The following is a 14642-nucleotide window of genomic DNA, read 5'->3' on the forward strand; positions in this document are numbered from 1 at the left end:
CCTTGTGAACTCATGGCTTAGCGGATTAGTTAATCGGTAATTTGCTGTTCAATCAGTTGGCGACTGCGCTGAATATGACGACGCATCAGCATTTCGGCCAACTCGGCATCGCGCTCTCGAATTGCCGCCAAAATCTGCATGTGCTCTTGTAACGCTTGCTGGGGGCGAGAATGCGCCCGGGGCGATTGAAAGCGGTACATCCGCAGCAAGTGGTACAACTCGCCACACAACAGGTTGATCAGTTTCTGGTTGTGGCTGGCTTTAATGATGCAATAATGAAAATCAAAATCGCCTTGTTGGTGGAAGTACGCCGCCCCCTCCACCCGTTCGATATAGGCATGGTGGGTGTCGAGCACTGCACTTAACTGCTCAATTTCCTCATCGGTGATGTGCGCGCAAGCCAGTCTTGCGGCCATACCTTCTAACGCTTCTCGCACCGCATAAATCTCAGCCAGTTGACGATGCGTGAGTGTCACTACCCTTGCCCCGACATGAGGGACGCGCTCTACCAACCCCAAGGCTTCGACCCGCATCATGGCTTCACGCAGTGGCCCTCGGCTGACGCCAAATGCAGCAGCCAACCCCGCTTCCGATACCTTGGTGCCCGCTGGATAAGTGCCGGTGACAATCGCCTCGATAAGTTGCTCGGTCAGACTGGCTGACTTGGTGGGCTCTCGTGACTCAAGCTGCGCCGCTTGCACGCTCTGATCGAGAAATTGATCATTTGTCGACAATAAAGACATAAACACCGCCTAAAAACTTCAATAAAGCCAGAATAGAACAATATTGTAGACAATGTGGATTAGACTTTGGTCTGTAGACACCGACTTTTATCGTGATCAAAGCCACAACGTAAATGATAATGTACGCATTGAGTTGTTATTCACTTGTTATCAAACGAGCGTTTGACTCGACCTATCCGAACAACGGCGTATGGTGTAGCGGTCGTTTTAATAGGGATAGAGCGCAAATATGGATAGAAATCATTCCAAGCGTGAAAACGCATTAGCGCTACTGATTGGCAGTAGTTTGGTGTCACTCGGCATCTTCTTTTTCAATCAAGTGGGGTTACTGACCGGCGGTACCGCTGGGCTAGCACTCTTTTTACAACGGATCACCGATTTCAGCTTTGGTGAGCTTTTCTTCGTGATCAACCTGCCTTTTTATTGGCTCGCCTACACCCAAATGGGCAAACGCTTCACCATCAGTACCTTGGTTGCGGTCAGCATCGTTTCATTCGGTGCGGATCATCTAAGCGCCGTATTAACTATCAACAGCATTCATCCTGTGTATGCGGCGCTGTTTGGCGGCGGCTTAATTGGCATGGGCATGCTGGTGATGTTCCGCCATCAATGCAGCTTGGGCGGATTTAACACCTTGGCGTTGTTCTTACAGCAACGATTTGGTATTCGCGCTGGGAAAGTACAAATGGCGTTGGATTGCTCGATTGTGGTGTTGTCGCTGATGATCGTTGACCCATGGCTGATAGCCTTATCTGTCGCCGCGGCGATTACCACCAATCTCGTGCTGGCCATGAACCACAAGCCTGGACGCTATCAAGTCCAGCCTCCTTCAACCGCATAATGGCAGTGAGTGTTGAGAGGCGAGTTTTCGCCTCTCTTCCCTCAGGCTCCATCCGCTTACGTCTGGCGTGTTATTCGTGCCATCGTCGCCACTCGCGTTCCTAAATACGAATCACTCTTACAATTGATTGCCGTACATGCTAAATTTCGCTTTTTTGGCGCCTATCATAAAGGAGTGTTGATGAACGCGGCCGATCCTAGCGTTGATGTGTTACCACTGCCCGCCACGGTTGCACTGTCCCCTTTCCCCGCTGCTTTAGGCTTGTCTGTGATCCCAGATGATGTAGTGGGCACATCACTTCAAGAACAGCTCACGACTGAGCACGGATTGACGCAGTGTTTTTCCGCCGTCAACGCCACCTATGGCGATGCAGATAACCGCGCCCAGGGCACACTTTTTATTGGCGCCTATGCCTATGAATTTTTGCTTCCAGTGCTGGCAAGCTGGCTACAAGCTGGGCAACTCCCCGCACTGGACTTGGATAATTGGCAGGTCAAATACGAGCCTACCCGCGTCACTAAGCCGAACGGCGAAGAGCTCGTTTATCATAAGCCGCACTTTTATCTCAATGCCTTGATTGGTTGGGAACAGCCAGCGGCAAAGGATTGGCAGGCTATTTTACATGGTGCCTTGTTACGGCATTTTTCGCCCATCGTCGACGCGGTGGCGGAGCAAAGTGGCATGCGTGAAGGTCCACTTTGGAAAGTGGTTGCCGATTCAATCTGTATTGCCTTTTTGATGGTGGGTAAACATCGTGATTGTGAGCAAGCCGCGCGTGACGCAGCTCTATCTATCGTCCATCAACGCGGCACCCCACTTTATAGTAAGCGCAGTGGCTTTCACGATGTGACCGTCTACGACCCGAATGACACCCAAACCGTGCTGCAAACCCATAGCTTCCGTCTACGCGGCGGCTGCTGCCGGATCTTTACCGTCGATGATCACAGTTATTGCTCAACCTGCTGCTTTTTAAAGCCTGACGAACAAGCTAAGCGCCTTGCAGAAGTCGCGTGTCAGCGTGAAGGCGTGGCGCTGGACACGCAGCCTCGCTAACTCAGCGCCACATCGACCCAAACAAGACGATGATCGGAGTGAGCACGCGCATTTTCTTGGCCGTTTTTATCACAAATCAGTGGGTAGTCGGCATCATCAGGCGCAGGCCAAAATACGCCGGAGGCTTGCACCGCGAGCTCTCGCGAAGGTAGGACATAATCAAGGCGCAGCCCGCCGTTGTGGGTGGCGATTGCTCGCCCTTTCCCATCGATAAATCGAAAGGCGTGAGACAGTGCCGCCTCACTTTTTGGCACCTGTGCGCCGACAGCGACCTCTGGATGCACACGCGGATGATTGAGCAAAGCGCCAATGGCTTGCTTATCCCCATCGCCATAGCTCGGATCCGCATTTAAATCGCCAATCACCACAAACGGCGTCTCGGAAGCAAGCCCGCCGTGGACGCCCTTGTCGTCCACCAGCCAATCGGCGTTGTCTAAAAGGCCAATCAGTTGGTGAATTTCATCACTGTTGCGACGCCAGTTACGCTTTTCCGGTCCATCAAACACGGGCGGTGAGGGATGACAGGCCACCACTTGTATTCGATGTTCGCCAACCCGTATCGGCACTGACACCAAGTTTTTTGAGGCGAGACGCAGCGCCTGCTGTGCTTGTTCGGTGTAATACTCCGTAGGAAGCTGATGGCGAGGCAATTGATGCCACGCAAAGTGCTGCCAAGTGCGAATTGCGGCATCTTCGATGGGGTAACGCGATAAAATCACATAGCCAAATTGACCATGATAGTCGCCAAAGCCATGGCATTGCTGGGCACGATTTAAGCGTTGGTGCTCACTGACCGGCACCGTTAATTTTAAGCCTGTATTGGTGGCCGGCAAATAGCGATACGGATAATCAATCGGCGTTTCACCGTGTTGCGATTGAGCCAAATGCCGCTCACAAAATGCGGCGAGCGCACCATCGTCGCCACCGCTGCCCGGATGATCAAACTCGCAAAGCACCGCCACATCAGGACGCACTCGTTGTAGGGTCGCGGCGAGATTTCTAATTTGTCGGCTGGGGGTGGGCGCTAACATCTGTGCTTTAATGTCACCGGCCTGACGTCCGGCTAGAGACAGGTTGAATTGTGCCAACCTAAGGCTTGAAGGTGCTGTCATGACATCCCGATAATGTGCTGAAAGAACCCCTATTTTAACAAGCTATCGAGGGCGCGACGAATTTGCCGCGCATCTTCTTCTGCTCGATGCGGTGTCGGCCCCAAAGCCTCCATTTCGCGACTAAAATCGCGCCGATCGAGATCGCTGTGCTTTTTTAGCCATTGATTCACCTCCATTAGGGTGAATGAAGGACGCATGTAGCAGGCTTTGTAAAGCCGCCCCATCCAAAACAGATCCCACTGGCTGTCGCACAATACATGTTCAAAGGGGGCAAGGGTTTGGTTAAGGTGCTGGCATACTTCTAACACACTCATCCCTTCACTAAAAAGGCGCTCGCGGGAGATCCCATGAATTCGGGTTTCGGCTTCTTTGTCCCAGTGGTTCCAATGGCCACTGGCGGTGGAAGGGTCAATCAAAAAACTATCACTGTCGCCATTTGGTAACACGTACCCGACCTCTATCGGGTAAGACACTAACGACAAACCGGATGCTTCAAAATCCAGTGTCACCCACATACGCGTACTCCTTGCTCATAAACACTCCTGCATGACTAGGCACTTCCATTGCCTGATTACCTAACTGTAGCCTTTTTGTTGCTACTTGGACGGGTTGTCGCGCTACTTTTGCGTGCTTGATTAACAAGTGGGTGAAAAAATAGATGTTATTTCATCTGCTTGGCTATTTTTTTATTGGTAATGTGATAATTCTGACAAGTGACCGTCGGAGTTTGACCGTTGTACGATATATTTCATCGCCGGATTGATTTAGGCTTCGGTAAATGCTGCATCACGCAGTTTGATAGCAACCACCTTGTTAACGAGGGATGATAGGTATGAAGCAAACGTCTCGCACCATGCTTGCGCGTAAACACGTGGCGTTAGTGGCGCACGATCACTACAAAAACGCCTTGAGCGAGTGGGTACAAGAAAATAAAGAGATACTGAGTCAGCATGAGCTTTATGCTACTGGCACCACGGGGCATATTCTTGCGCGAGAAACCGGATTAAAAATCACTCCGCTTATCAGCGGCCCAATGGGTGGCGATCAGCAACTCGGTGCGATGATTTCTGAACAAAAAATTGATGCGATGATTTTCTTTTGGGATCCGCTCAATGCCGTGCCACACGACCCAGATGTCAAAGCACTACTGCGTGTCAGCACGGTTTGGAACATTCCCGTTGCCACCAATCGCTCAACCGCCCGCTTTCTGATTACCTCCCCGCTGTTCGGGCAAGAGGTGGATGTTCAAATCCCCGATTATCAAGCCTATTTAGACGAGCGTTTGTAGTGCTTGCCCCACGCTGTGAGTCGTTCGCTGACAGTGTGGGTTATACACCTTCTAGAGATACCCTTTGAGCTCCTCAACAAATGATGAGGCATGGCCTTTTTGGTGTACTAGCCACACTTGTTTTTGTGCGCGTGTCAGGGCGACATAAAACAGTCGTCGTTCTTCCGCGTGCTCAATCGGCTCTTCATTTTTTCCCAGTAACGCCTCATCGAGTGAAAGCGAGCGTGGTTTGGCGGGAAATACGCCATCATCCATGCCGAGGATAAACACATAGTGGGCTTCTTGGCCCTTGCTGGCGTGTGCGGTGGTATAGCGAAGCGCCAATGAAGGATACGCATTCTGCCAGCTTTCTAGTGCGTCAGGACGGATGGCATGCGTGCGACCAATCATCATCACACTCACAGCTTGCGCCGCCTTAGCATGCTTTTTCTCTAAGCTTGCCAGTGTCTTTTCTAGCTTATCGTCAGTGATCACCTTGATCGCTTTGGGTGTTTTCGTCGATGCCTTGTCTCGCGCGTAATCTAATTGTTTGCTGAGCTGTTTAGGGTTTTGGCCAATGAATTGTTGTGCCACATCTCCCAAGGTAGACGGGTAGCGATAACAGGTGGTCAGCCAGCAAATTTCACTGTCACCGAAACGCTGTGCAAACTCGGTGGTTAAACTAACATCGGCACCGGCAAAGCGATAAATGGCTTGCCAATCATCCCCCACGGTATACAAGGAGGCGCGTGGTGATTGGGTTTCACTGTCCGTTTTACCGTGACACAGTGCCTCGAGCATCGCCAACCGTGCCGGGGAGATGTCTTGGTATTCATCGACCATCACAAACTGAATAGGCGTGACGAATTTTCGCTGCTGAAACAACTTGGTGGCTTTTGCGATCAAGCCGTCAAAGTCAACAGCGCTCTCCGCTTTTAGCGCCTGTTTGTAGGCTTGGTACAACGGCCAAATCACCGCCAGTTCATTTTTTAACGCACTCTGCTCATCAAAGCTCGCCAATCTATCGGTCAGGGCGCGCTTGGTGGTATTGGCTTGGATCACTCGAGAAAGACGCGACCAAATCCAGGTGTGCAACCGGTTTTCATGGGCACAGGCGCTGAGCTCAGCATTATCATCAAGTGGTAGTGCGTGCTGCTGATGTAATTTGTCCCATGCTTTACGGGTAGAGGACTGTTGCCAGTGTTCGGCGAGTGTTTGGGTCAGCCATGCCGATTTCGCCGTCTCATCACTGGCGAGTGGAGAAATAATCGGCGCCTGTCCTTGGTGTTCAGCAAGTTGCTGGCGGGCAAAACCATGGAAGGTGGTTACATTCACTTCATGGCCCGTTTTGGTCTTAATCCGAGTTTTGAGCTCGGTGGCGGCATCTCGACCAAAGGCAAGCAACAAAAGCTGCTCAGGCTTGGCTTGACCGCTTTCAATCAAGTAGGCGGCGCGTGCTACCAACACGCTGGTTTTACCGCTTCCGGGCCCAGCCACCACCAAGGTATGAGATTCATCAGTAAGCACGGCCTCGCGCTGTCCCGCATTCAAAGGCGACGACTCAACCTGATCAAACCAGGTTTGCCACTGATTAAGCATCGCCGCTTGCCACTGTTGATTGCGGGCTTTCAGCCAGCTTGAATCGGCCTGCAACACAGGCGCTAACGTGGTGGCAAGGCTTTCGTCCAAATTGGCTAAGAATGAGACGGGTATCCCCTCGCCTTCCAGCTTATTCAATACTGTTTGCTGCGCGGTGCGTAATTGTGTGACACGTGCATAACCGGGCGCATTCACCAGTGCATCAAGCTCAGCCAGTAAACTGGGGCGTATCATTGCCAGCCGTTTTTGATAACGGGCGATATAGGCTTGATAGTGGCGATAGATAGTTTGTCCCGCCTGTTGGGCGTGATCCCATGGCAAGCCAAAGACCTCGAATGGCAGTGGGTCGCCCTCATCGGTATAACCGGTCAGCGAAATCGTACCCCAAAGCAAACCACGCGACACCCGAAGTTGCCCGTCCCATGCTGAGAAAGGAATGTATTGGCGATGGTGGCGAGACTCCAGCAATAAACCATCATCTTCTAACTGCAGGCTATAATGATCGCCATAAACAAGCCATTGTGCCCAACGATTGGCCGTAAGTTTCATATCTCAACGTTATTCAGCGAATAGCGCACGCGTTGTGCCCTAAAAAGATGCTTGGCATGCTACTTCTCAAGGCTCGATAAATCAATTCACTAGAGAGATGCCACTGCCTACGCACTGCGCTGACAACACGAAATTGACCTGCCGCAACCATTTTCTTAATCCATGACAAAATACCCGATTGAGGCTTAGTTTCTGGTCCCGTTTCTGCTATCTTGCCAGCATTGTTGGCCGATCACCGTTATTTATGTCTCTTTCTCTGCCACGTTTACCTTTCCTGCCGCTCGCTGTGCGTGAGTATTGGGCGAACCATCGTATTAATGACAGCATTCGCGTCCTTATCGCCCTAATGGGGGTAGCGCTTTATGCGGGGTATGCAGACCGTACGGATATTGTCACACCGCTGGTGTTGGGCGTGATTGCCTCGGCGTTGGCAGAAGTGGATGACCACTTTTGGGGGCGGATACGAGCACTTGGCGTCACACTCGTTTGCTTCACGGTCGCCGCCTTTTCTGTCGAACTGCTTTACGACACGCCTTGGTTATTTGCCATTGGCCTCACACTATCGAGTTTCGGTTTTATCATGCTGGGTGCGATCGGTGAGCGCTATGGCACCATTGCCTTTGCCTCTTTGCTTCTCGCGGTTTATACCATGCTGGGGATGGAGCAAGGCAGTGATATGTGGTTGCAACCTATGATGCTGCTGTCAGGCGCACTCTGGTATGGGCTGCTATCGCTAGTATGGATCCTCATTTGGCCTCACCGCCCTGTGCAGCACCGGCTCGCGGCGGTTTTTCGTCAAACGGCGACGTACATGGAAACCAAATCCCGATTATTTCATCCGGTGGCTGAACTGGTTCCGCAGCCGACGCGTATCGCCGCCGCTAACCAAAATGCCCAAGTGGTTGCGGCGCTAAACCAAGCAAAAGCGTCATTGCTGACACGCGCGCGGCGTGGCCGACTCACACAGCGGCATCAAACCTTGCTACAAACCTATTTCATTGCCCAAGATATTCACGAGCGTGTGAGTTCATCCCATTATCGTTACCAAGATCTAGCGGCGCATTTTTTCCATTCCGATATCCTCTTTCGCTTTGAAGCCTTATTAAACGCGCAAGCTCAAGCCTGCCGGGATGTCGCTCAAGCCATGTCAATCGGTACACACTACCAGCATCCGAAAACAGGCCAGCAAGCGCTCACGGCAATCAAACAGTCGATGGCCTATTTGTCGGCACAAGAGGAGCAAGACAGCACTCGCCTCGCGCTTCTGCAGCAACTCGATTTTCTCTACAAAAACTTGGAAACAGTAGAACAACAACTCGCCAGCTTGAGCCACTTAGCCAGCACGGACAATCTGCAAGAAAGTGAACTGGCCGACCCTGATGCACACTCGTTGGGGGAAATGGCTTACCGCATTCGTCGACAGCTCACGGTCAAATCATTGCGGTTTCGTCATGCTGTTCGCCTATCTTTATCGTTATTGACCGGCTACGCCCTGATCCAAGGGCTTTCGCTAGAGCACGGTTTTTGGATTTTGATGACCATTCAGTTCGTGTGCCAAACCAACTATTCAGCCACCCGCAGTAAGCTTAAAGAGAGAGTATTGGGCACCGTCGCCGGTCTACTCTTGGGCGTACCGGCGCTCTATCTCTTTCCAGATCCCAGCAGTCAACTGGCGTTGATGGTGATCACCGGTGTGCTCTTTTTCGCATTTCGCACCGTGCAATACACCCTCGCAACCTTGTTTATTACGCTGTTGGTATTAATGTGCTTTAGCCAATTCGGCCAAGGCTTCGCTGTTATTCTTCCCCGCCTTGGCGATACCGTCATTGGCAGCTTGATTGCCGTCGCGGCCGTCCGTTACGTGTTACCCGACTGGCAAGCACACCGTTTGCGCGGGATCATGACCGAAGCCTTGCAAGCCAATCGAGACTATCTTGCTCATGTGATTGCGCAATACCGCGTCGGTAAGCGCGACAACCTGGCTTATCGTATCGCTCGACGTCACGCCCACAATGCCGATGCCGAGCTCACCACCGCTATCAGTAACATGCTGGTGGAGCCTGGACGCTATCGCACCAATATCGAAGAGACCTTCCGGTTCTTGTGTTTAAACAACGCAATGTTGAGCTATATTTCGGCCCTCGGCGCGCACCGTAGTCGCATGGATGATGAAGTTAATCACCAAAAAATGGCGCAACTCCATCGTGAGATTCATCAATCACTTAACACACTGACTGAGCGTTTGGGTCAAGCATTGCCAGCAGAGTTACCCACCCAAGTACCATCCACTGGCACCAAGACACCCGCAGGCGAGCCTGTGAGCATTGATGAGCACCACGCCAATGACGCTACCGCATCGCAATCACCTTCGTATGCGCCTGTTGATAACGCGCCGCTAAGCATGGTGCTGCAACAGCTACACTTAATTCGACGCATGTTGCCTGAGCTCAATAGTTTGACAGAAACACTGCGCCAGCAAGCACTTAAGCAAAGTCGCGCCTAAAAGGAAGAAAAGCGGTTACACAGGGTTAGCTCGGCACTGTCACGTGAAAGGCACGGTTATTGCGGAGTTAACAGGACGGATATCACGTCAGCGCTGTGTAAAATTACACTTATTTACGCAGCGAATGGTTGAAAGCCTGACCGCGAGGCCGGATATTAATAGTTACGCCACCTGTTGAGGCTGGCAACTATACTGATAATTAAGCGGCCTAATGCCGCCTCGTAGCCCGCCTGGAGCAATTATGGCTATTCATGTAGGAATCATCGACTCTGACCCCGTCCGTCTCGTCACCCCTGTTTTACATCAGCAATTGCCTGTGAGTAAGCTGATACTCATTGGCACACTGGAGCAAGATCTGGAGTTTGAGCGTTTAACACGTGTGTTGGCACCCAAGGGGATTGAAACCGAGTTTTTTGAAATCTCGGACGATATCAATATTCGTGAAGTAAAAAGCCAAGTGAAACAACTGGCAGAACAGCTCAGCAGCGCTTCTGAAGACATCCTTTTTAATGCGAGCTGTGGCCTGCGCCACCAATTACTCTCCGCTTATGAAGTCTTTCGTACCTATCAGTGGCCCAGCTATGTAATTGAGCCCTATAGCGACGAGCTTTGTTGGCTGTACCCTGACGGCCTCCCCCAGCAACAAGTGGAAGACCATATTAGTCTCACTGAGTATTTAACGGTTTTCGGCGCGCGCTGTGAGCATCAAGATGACCAAGTCTCAGGTTGTTTAACCAATGACATTTACCGGTTGGGAGAAAAGTGGGCCAGCAATGCCTATGAGCTCGGTCCAGGCCTAGCCACTTTGAACTACCTCGCAACCACGTGTCGTAAAGAGCAACGTTTAGACGTCGCGCTTAGTGAGAAGCAGCAAGGTTATCGCGAGCTTGGTATTCTTCTCGATGACCTCTCGGATGCCGGCTTAGCCAGTTATGAGCAAGGGGTGCTGACATTTAGCTGTGAAGAAGCGCGACGTTTTGCCAACGGGGAGTGGCTAGAAAGCTACGTGCACCACACTGTCACTTCCATCCAACAGGAGCTTCCCACCATCCAAGACAGTGCCCTCTCTTTACAGGTATATCGCCAAATTGGTGAGCGCGAGGTGCGCAATGAATTAGATGTCGCCATGGTGGTGAATAACAAGCTGCATATTATTGAATGCAAAACCAAAGGCATGTCGAGCGACGGCGACGATACCCTATACAAGCTGGAGTCCTTGCGTGATTTGCTCGGAGGGCTTCAGGCGCGCGCGATGTTGGTGAGCTTCCGTCCATTAAGGCATCACGATATTACCCGTGCCACCGATTTAGGCTTAGCCTTGATTGGCCCTGATCAACTGGCCAACCTGCGTACTCATCTTTATGACTGGTTTATCGCAGCGGGCGGGACGATTGAGGTAAGAACGAGCTAGACGCTTGCGCGAAGCAATAGGACAGGTTCGCTAAACGGTCGGCAATAAAAAAACGCGGTGCCCGAGGGCACCGCGTTTGGGTAGGATAACGAAGTCTCGCTTATGACAGAAGCTTACGTGCAGCCTCTACCACGACTTTAATCGAGCGCGCTTCCGTCTCTTTCAAGGTTGCATGATCTGGGGTCTCTTTTTGTGTGCGGTTGATAATCACGCCCGCCACACAACCCGCTCGCAGGCCGGAGCTCGCACACATGGTCAGCAATGTGGCTGATTCCATCTCAAAGTTCAGCACACCCATGTCCTGCCATTCTTGCATTGAACCTTGGAAACGACGCACAACACGGCCGCTAAAGGTATCGTAACGCTCTTGACCTGGATAGAAGGTATCACTGGATGCCGTCACGCCAGTGTGAACCGTCGCACCATCTTCATCAACGGCGGCTTTCATGGCCGTGGCGACGTCAAAATCGGCCACCGCAGGGAACTCCATTGGTGCAAAGTGCGTACTTGCACCGTCAAGGCGTACAGAGCCGGTGGTCACAATCATGTCACCGACATTAATGTCAGGCTGAATTGCCCCCGTCGTGCCCACACGCAAGAAGGTACCAACGCCAAGTTGTGCCAACTCCTCAACCGCAATAGAGGTCGATGGGCCACCGATACCCGTTGAGCAAACCACCACAGGTTTGCCATCAAGCCAACCGAGGTACAAGGTATACTCACGCTGTGAGGCGAGAAACGTGGGTTTTTCCATCAAGTTAGCAATTTTTTCTACGCGCGCAGGGTCGCCAGGAATAATCGCCGTGGTTGCGCCTTGAAGATCCGCTTTTGTTACGCCAAGGTGAAATACAGGGGTATCAGACATCATTCGTCTCCTCGCTGGATGGTATCATCCGCATTAGAATCAATGTGATGCCTACGTGAGCAGGCATCAACGCGTTATTGGTTATGTGGTTAGGATACCCAAATTTTACGCCTTTTGTGTGACCACCATCGACCTATTACCATATTGAATATTACAGATTTCAGAATTTAGAGATCGTTATCACTTTATAAAGGCAAAAGCAGACAGCCTTTGCCCTGGTTTTTAGCGCGGGTCACGAAGTAAGCGTAGCGCATTCAGCGTGACTAACGCCGTGGCCCCGCTATCAGCCAGCACCGCGACCCAAAGTCCTGTGATACCGAGTACACTCGTCACCAAAAACACCCCTTTAAGCCCTAATGCGATCGTAATGTTTTGCCGTACATTCGCTTGGGTCGCTCGCGCCAGTTGCAGTACTCTTGGTAACTCGACCAGCCGGTTATGACTCAATGCCGCCTCAGCCGTTTCTAGCGCCACATCGGTACCACTTCCCATTGCAACACCCACGTGAGACGCTTTCATGGCCGGTGCGTCATTAATGCCATCGCCAACCATGGCGATACGATATTGCTCCGCCAGCGCTTCTACCGCCTCAACCTTGTTCTCCGGCAGTAGCCCCGCGCGGTAATCAATATCCAGTTCGCGGGCAATTTCAGCGGCTGAGGTCGGGTTATCGCCGGTCAACATCACAGGCTGGATACCCATAGCGCGCAATTGCTCGATGGATTCTCGCGCATCATGTCGCAGTGTATCTCGCCAGCCGATCATCCCTTGTGGTTGCTCGTCAATGAGCACAACCGCAACCGTCACCCCGCGCTCGGCCACCGATTGGGCCTCTTGATATTGTGCGTGGTTTAACGTCGACTCTGCCACTTTATCCAATGCAACCAACCTGACTAACTGTCCTTCGACCATGCCTTGCACGCCGCGACCAGCATTCGCTTGAATATGCGAGGCATCCGGTACCGATAGACCACGCTCGGCGCTATACAACACCAAGGATTTCGCCAAGGGGTGGTGGCTGCCACGCTCTATCGCCGTCGCCGCTTGAAGCAGAGCGCTCTTATCACCGTGCCATGCGCGCACATCGGTCACCATGGGTTTACCTTCGGTCAAGGTACCTGTCTTATCCAATGAGACGGCATTGATACTGGCGAGTGTCTCTAACGCTGCTCCACCTTTGATCAAAGCACCACGGCGTGCCGCGGTGGCAAGCCCCGAAGTAATCGCCGCAGGTGTCGAAATCACGAGCGCACATGGGCACGCGATCAACAATAGCGCTAACCCTCGGTATAACCATTCTTGCCAGCTGGCGGCAAAGAACAGGGGTGGAATCACCACAACCAGCGCGGCGAGCCCAATCATTGCCGGCGTGTACCAACGACTGAATTTGTCGATAAATCGCTCAATCGGCGCTTTTTTCGACTCGGCCTGCTCGATGAGACGCAAAATACGGTCAATGGCATTTTCGCCCTGTGCGGATGTCACGGTCAGCTGTACGGTTTTATCAGTTGCCAAGCTGCCCGCCATCACGGTATCACCCGCGTCGATATCGACGGGAATAGGTTCACCTGTCAGCGCACTTTGGTCGAAACTGGCGGCACCTTCCATCAGTTGCCCATCCGCGGGGAGCCGCTCACCGGCACTGATTTCAATCCGATCACCCGGCTCTAGATCACTGGCCGCGACTGTCTCACGCGAACCATGACGATCAATCCGCGTCACGGTTTCTGGCACTAACGCCATGAGTGACTGGATACCATCACGGGCACGTGTAGAGGCATATCCCTCTAGCCGCTCGCCAATAAGAAACAGCACAAGTACCATGGCCGCTTCCGTGGTTTCTCCCAGATACAGGGCCCCAATGGCTGCAATGCTCATTAAGGTTTCTATCGAAAATGGCGATCCTTGGCGGGCAAGCCGAGCCGCTTTAAGCACAATGGGTGCCAGTCCAACTACAGTCGCAGCAGTAAACAACCAATCGGATAAAGAAGCGGACCAGTAATCTAGTCCCCAAGCCACCAACATAATGCCCATTAGGCCAAACAGCAGAGCGTCATCACGCCATTTCAGCCAGCCAGAAGGCGTAGTGGCGGTTTGATTCAAGGGAACCAGCGGAAAACCGGCTTTTTTCGCGGCTTGCTGAATCGCAGAGCGAGTATCGGTTGTTGGCGCTTCGTGAGTCAAAGCGACGCGTAGCTTTTCAGTCGCAAACAGCACTTGTGCGCTCTCTACACCCGGCGTGGCATGAATCGCCTTTTCAAGTTTGCCAGCACAGCTTGGACAATCCATACCGGTCACCCCCCACTCATGGGTTACAGAGGACCATGACGGGGATGACGCCGAAGATGCATTCTCGCAGGTATCGTTACACGAGGTGTGAGGCCTGTCGGGATCGTCATCGCCCGCACTACCCTCTCCGTCTTGGTGACTTGCACAGCAGCTCGACGCTTGGCAGCTATTCGTTACCGCCTGCGCAGACTGAGAAACCGTTTGGTGATGTGGCTGATGACAGTGGTGATGTCCACAATGCTTACACATAATCGACTCCTTCTTTGGTCGTTGTGTCATTATCTTGTGGTCAGTATAAGGGTTGGAGCCCACTCCAGAGTCAAGCGCTTATCGAAACAACTCTCATTTGTTTTGCCAAACGCCGCACAACAGCAGGAAAAAGATGCGCCCAGCCATGATGGCTGAGCGCA

At 52.2% G+C, this 14642-nt stretch carries 11 protein-coding genes; 5 read left to right on the forward strand and 6 right to left on the reverse strand.

All coding sequences use genetic code 11. From position 1 onward, the window contains the following. Positions 1–29 precede the first annotated feature (29 nt). Positions 30–743 (reverse strand): GntR family transcriptional regulator, encoded by a 714-nt coding sequence (locus tag EHW58_RS12000; RefSeq protein WP_077638984.1) that lies wholly within the window; start codon positions 741–743, stop codon positions 30–32. Between the two features lie 229 nt (positions 744–972). On the opposite strand from EHW58_RS12000, the gene EHW58_RS12005 reads away from it, so the two are divergent. Then, positions 973–1584 carry a YitT family protein gene (locus EHW58_RS12005; RefSeq protein ID WP_046073373.1) on the forward strand — a complete coding sequence of 204 codons (612 nt, stop codon included), beginning with the start codon at positions 973–975 and terminating at the stop codon, positions 1582–1584. Between the two features lie 180 nt (positions 1585–1764). After that, positions 1765–2637 carry a ferric iron reductase gene (locus EHW58_RS12010; RefSeq protein WP_077638983.1) on the forward strand — a complete coding sequence of 291 codons (873 nt, stop codon included), beginning with the start codon at positions 1765–1767 and terminating at the stop codon, positions 2635–2637. On the opposite strand, the gene EHW58_RS12015 is transcribed toward EHW58_RS12010, so the two are convergent. Together EHW58_RS12015 and EHW58_RS12020 are read right to left on the reverse strand one after the other, a co-directional pair. Then, on the reverse strand, positions 2634–3749 hold the full coding sequence (locus EHW58_RS12015; protein WP_152796682.1) for an endonuclease/exonuclease/phosphatase family protein: 1116 nt from the start codon (positions 3747–3749) through the stop codon (positions 2634–2636). The two genes, EHW58_RS12010 and EHW58_RS12015, sit on opposite strands and share 4 nt — an antisense overlap. 29 nt (positions 3750–3778) lie before the next feature. Further along, complete coding sequence (locus EHW58_RS12020; RefSeq protein WP_077606298.1) at positions 3779–4264, reverse strand: hypothetical protein; 486 nt, start codon at positions 4262–4264, stop codon at positions 3779–3781. 317 nt (positions 4265–4581) lie between these two features. Between EHW58_RS12020 and EHW58_RS12025 the strand changes: the two genes are divergently transcribed. Continuing rightward, entirely contained in the window at positions 4582–5037 is a 456-nt protein-coding gene (locus EHW58_RS12025; protein ID WP_046073377.1) for a methylglyoxal synthase, read from the forward strand. Between the two features lie 51 nt (positions 5038–5088). Here the strand turns inward: EHW58_RS12025 and helD are convergent, their stop codons facing one another. Beyond that, positions 5089–7164, reverse strand: a complete 2076-nt coding sequence (gene helD, locus EHW58_RS12030; RefSeq protein ID WP_152796684.1) for a DNA helicase IV — start codon at positions 7162–7164, stop codon at positions 5089–5091. Positions 7165–7408: 244 nt separating this feature from the next. Here helD and yccS point away from each other — a divergent pair, with 244 nt between their 5' ends. Both yccS and EHW58_RS12040 read left to right on the forward strand, forming a co-directional pair. Then, on the forward strand, positions 7409–9667 hold the full coding sequence (yccS, locus tag EHW58_RS12035) for a YccS family putative transporter (protein WP_152796687.1): 2259 nt from the start codon (positions 7409–7411) through the stop codon (positions 9665–9667). A 241-nt stretch (positions 9668–9908) separates the two neighbouring features. Beyond that, complete coding sequence (locus EHW58_RS12040; protein WP_152796689.1) at positions 9909–11078, forward strand: Card1-like endonuclease domain-containing protein; 1170 nt, start codon at positions 9909–9911, stop codon at positions 11076–11078. 100 nt (positions 11079–11178) lie between these two features. On the opposite strand, the gene udp is transcribed toward EHW58_RS12040, so the two are convergent. Beyond that, the gene (gene udp, locus EHW58_RS12045) at positions 11179–11943 is read right to left on the reverse strand and encodes a uridine phosphorylase (RefSeq protein ID WP_046073381.1); all 765 of its coding nucleotides are present in this window, start codon (positions 11941–11943) and stop codon (positions 11179–11181) included. A gap of 222 nt (positions 11944–12165) precedes the next feature. Beyond that, positions 12166–14481: a zinc/cadmium/mercury/lead-transporting ATPase gene (locus EHW58_RS12050; RefSeq protein WP_227486546.1), complete on the reverse strand. Its 2316-nt coding sequence runs from the start codon at positions 14479–14481 to the stop codon at positions 12166–12168. Positions 14482–14642: the final 161 nt, after the last annotated feature.

Origin of the sequence: Salinivibrio sp. VYel1, assembly GCF_009377945.1 — a bacterium.
GTDB classification, from domain to species: Bacteria; Pseudomonadota; Gammaproteobacteria; order Enterobacterales; family Vibrionaceae; genus Salinivibrio; species Salinivibrio siamensis.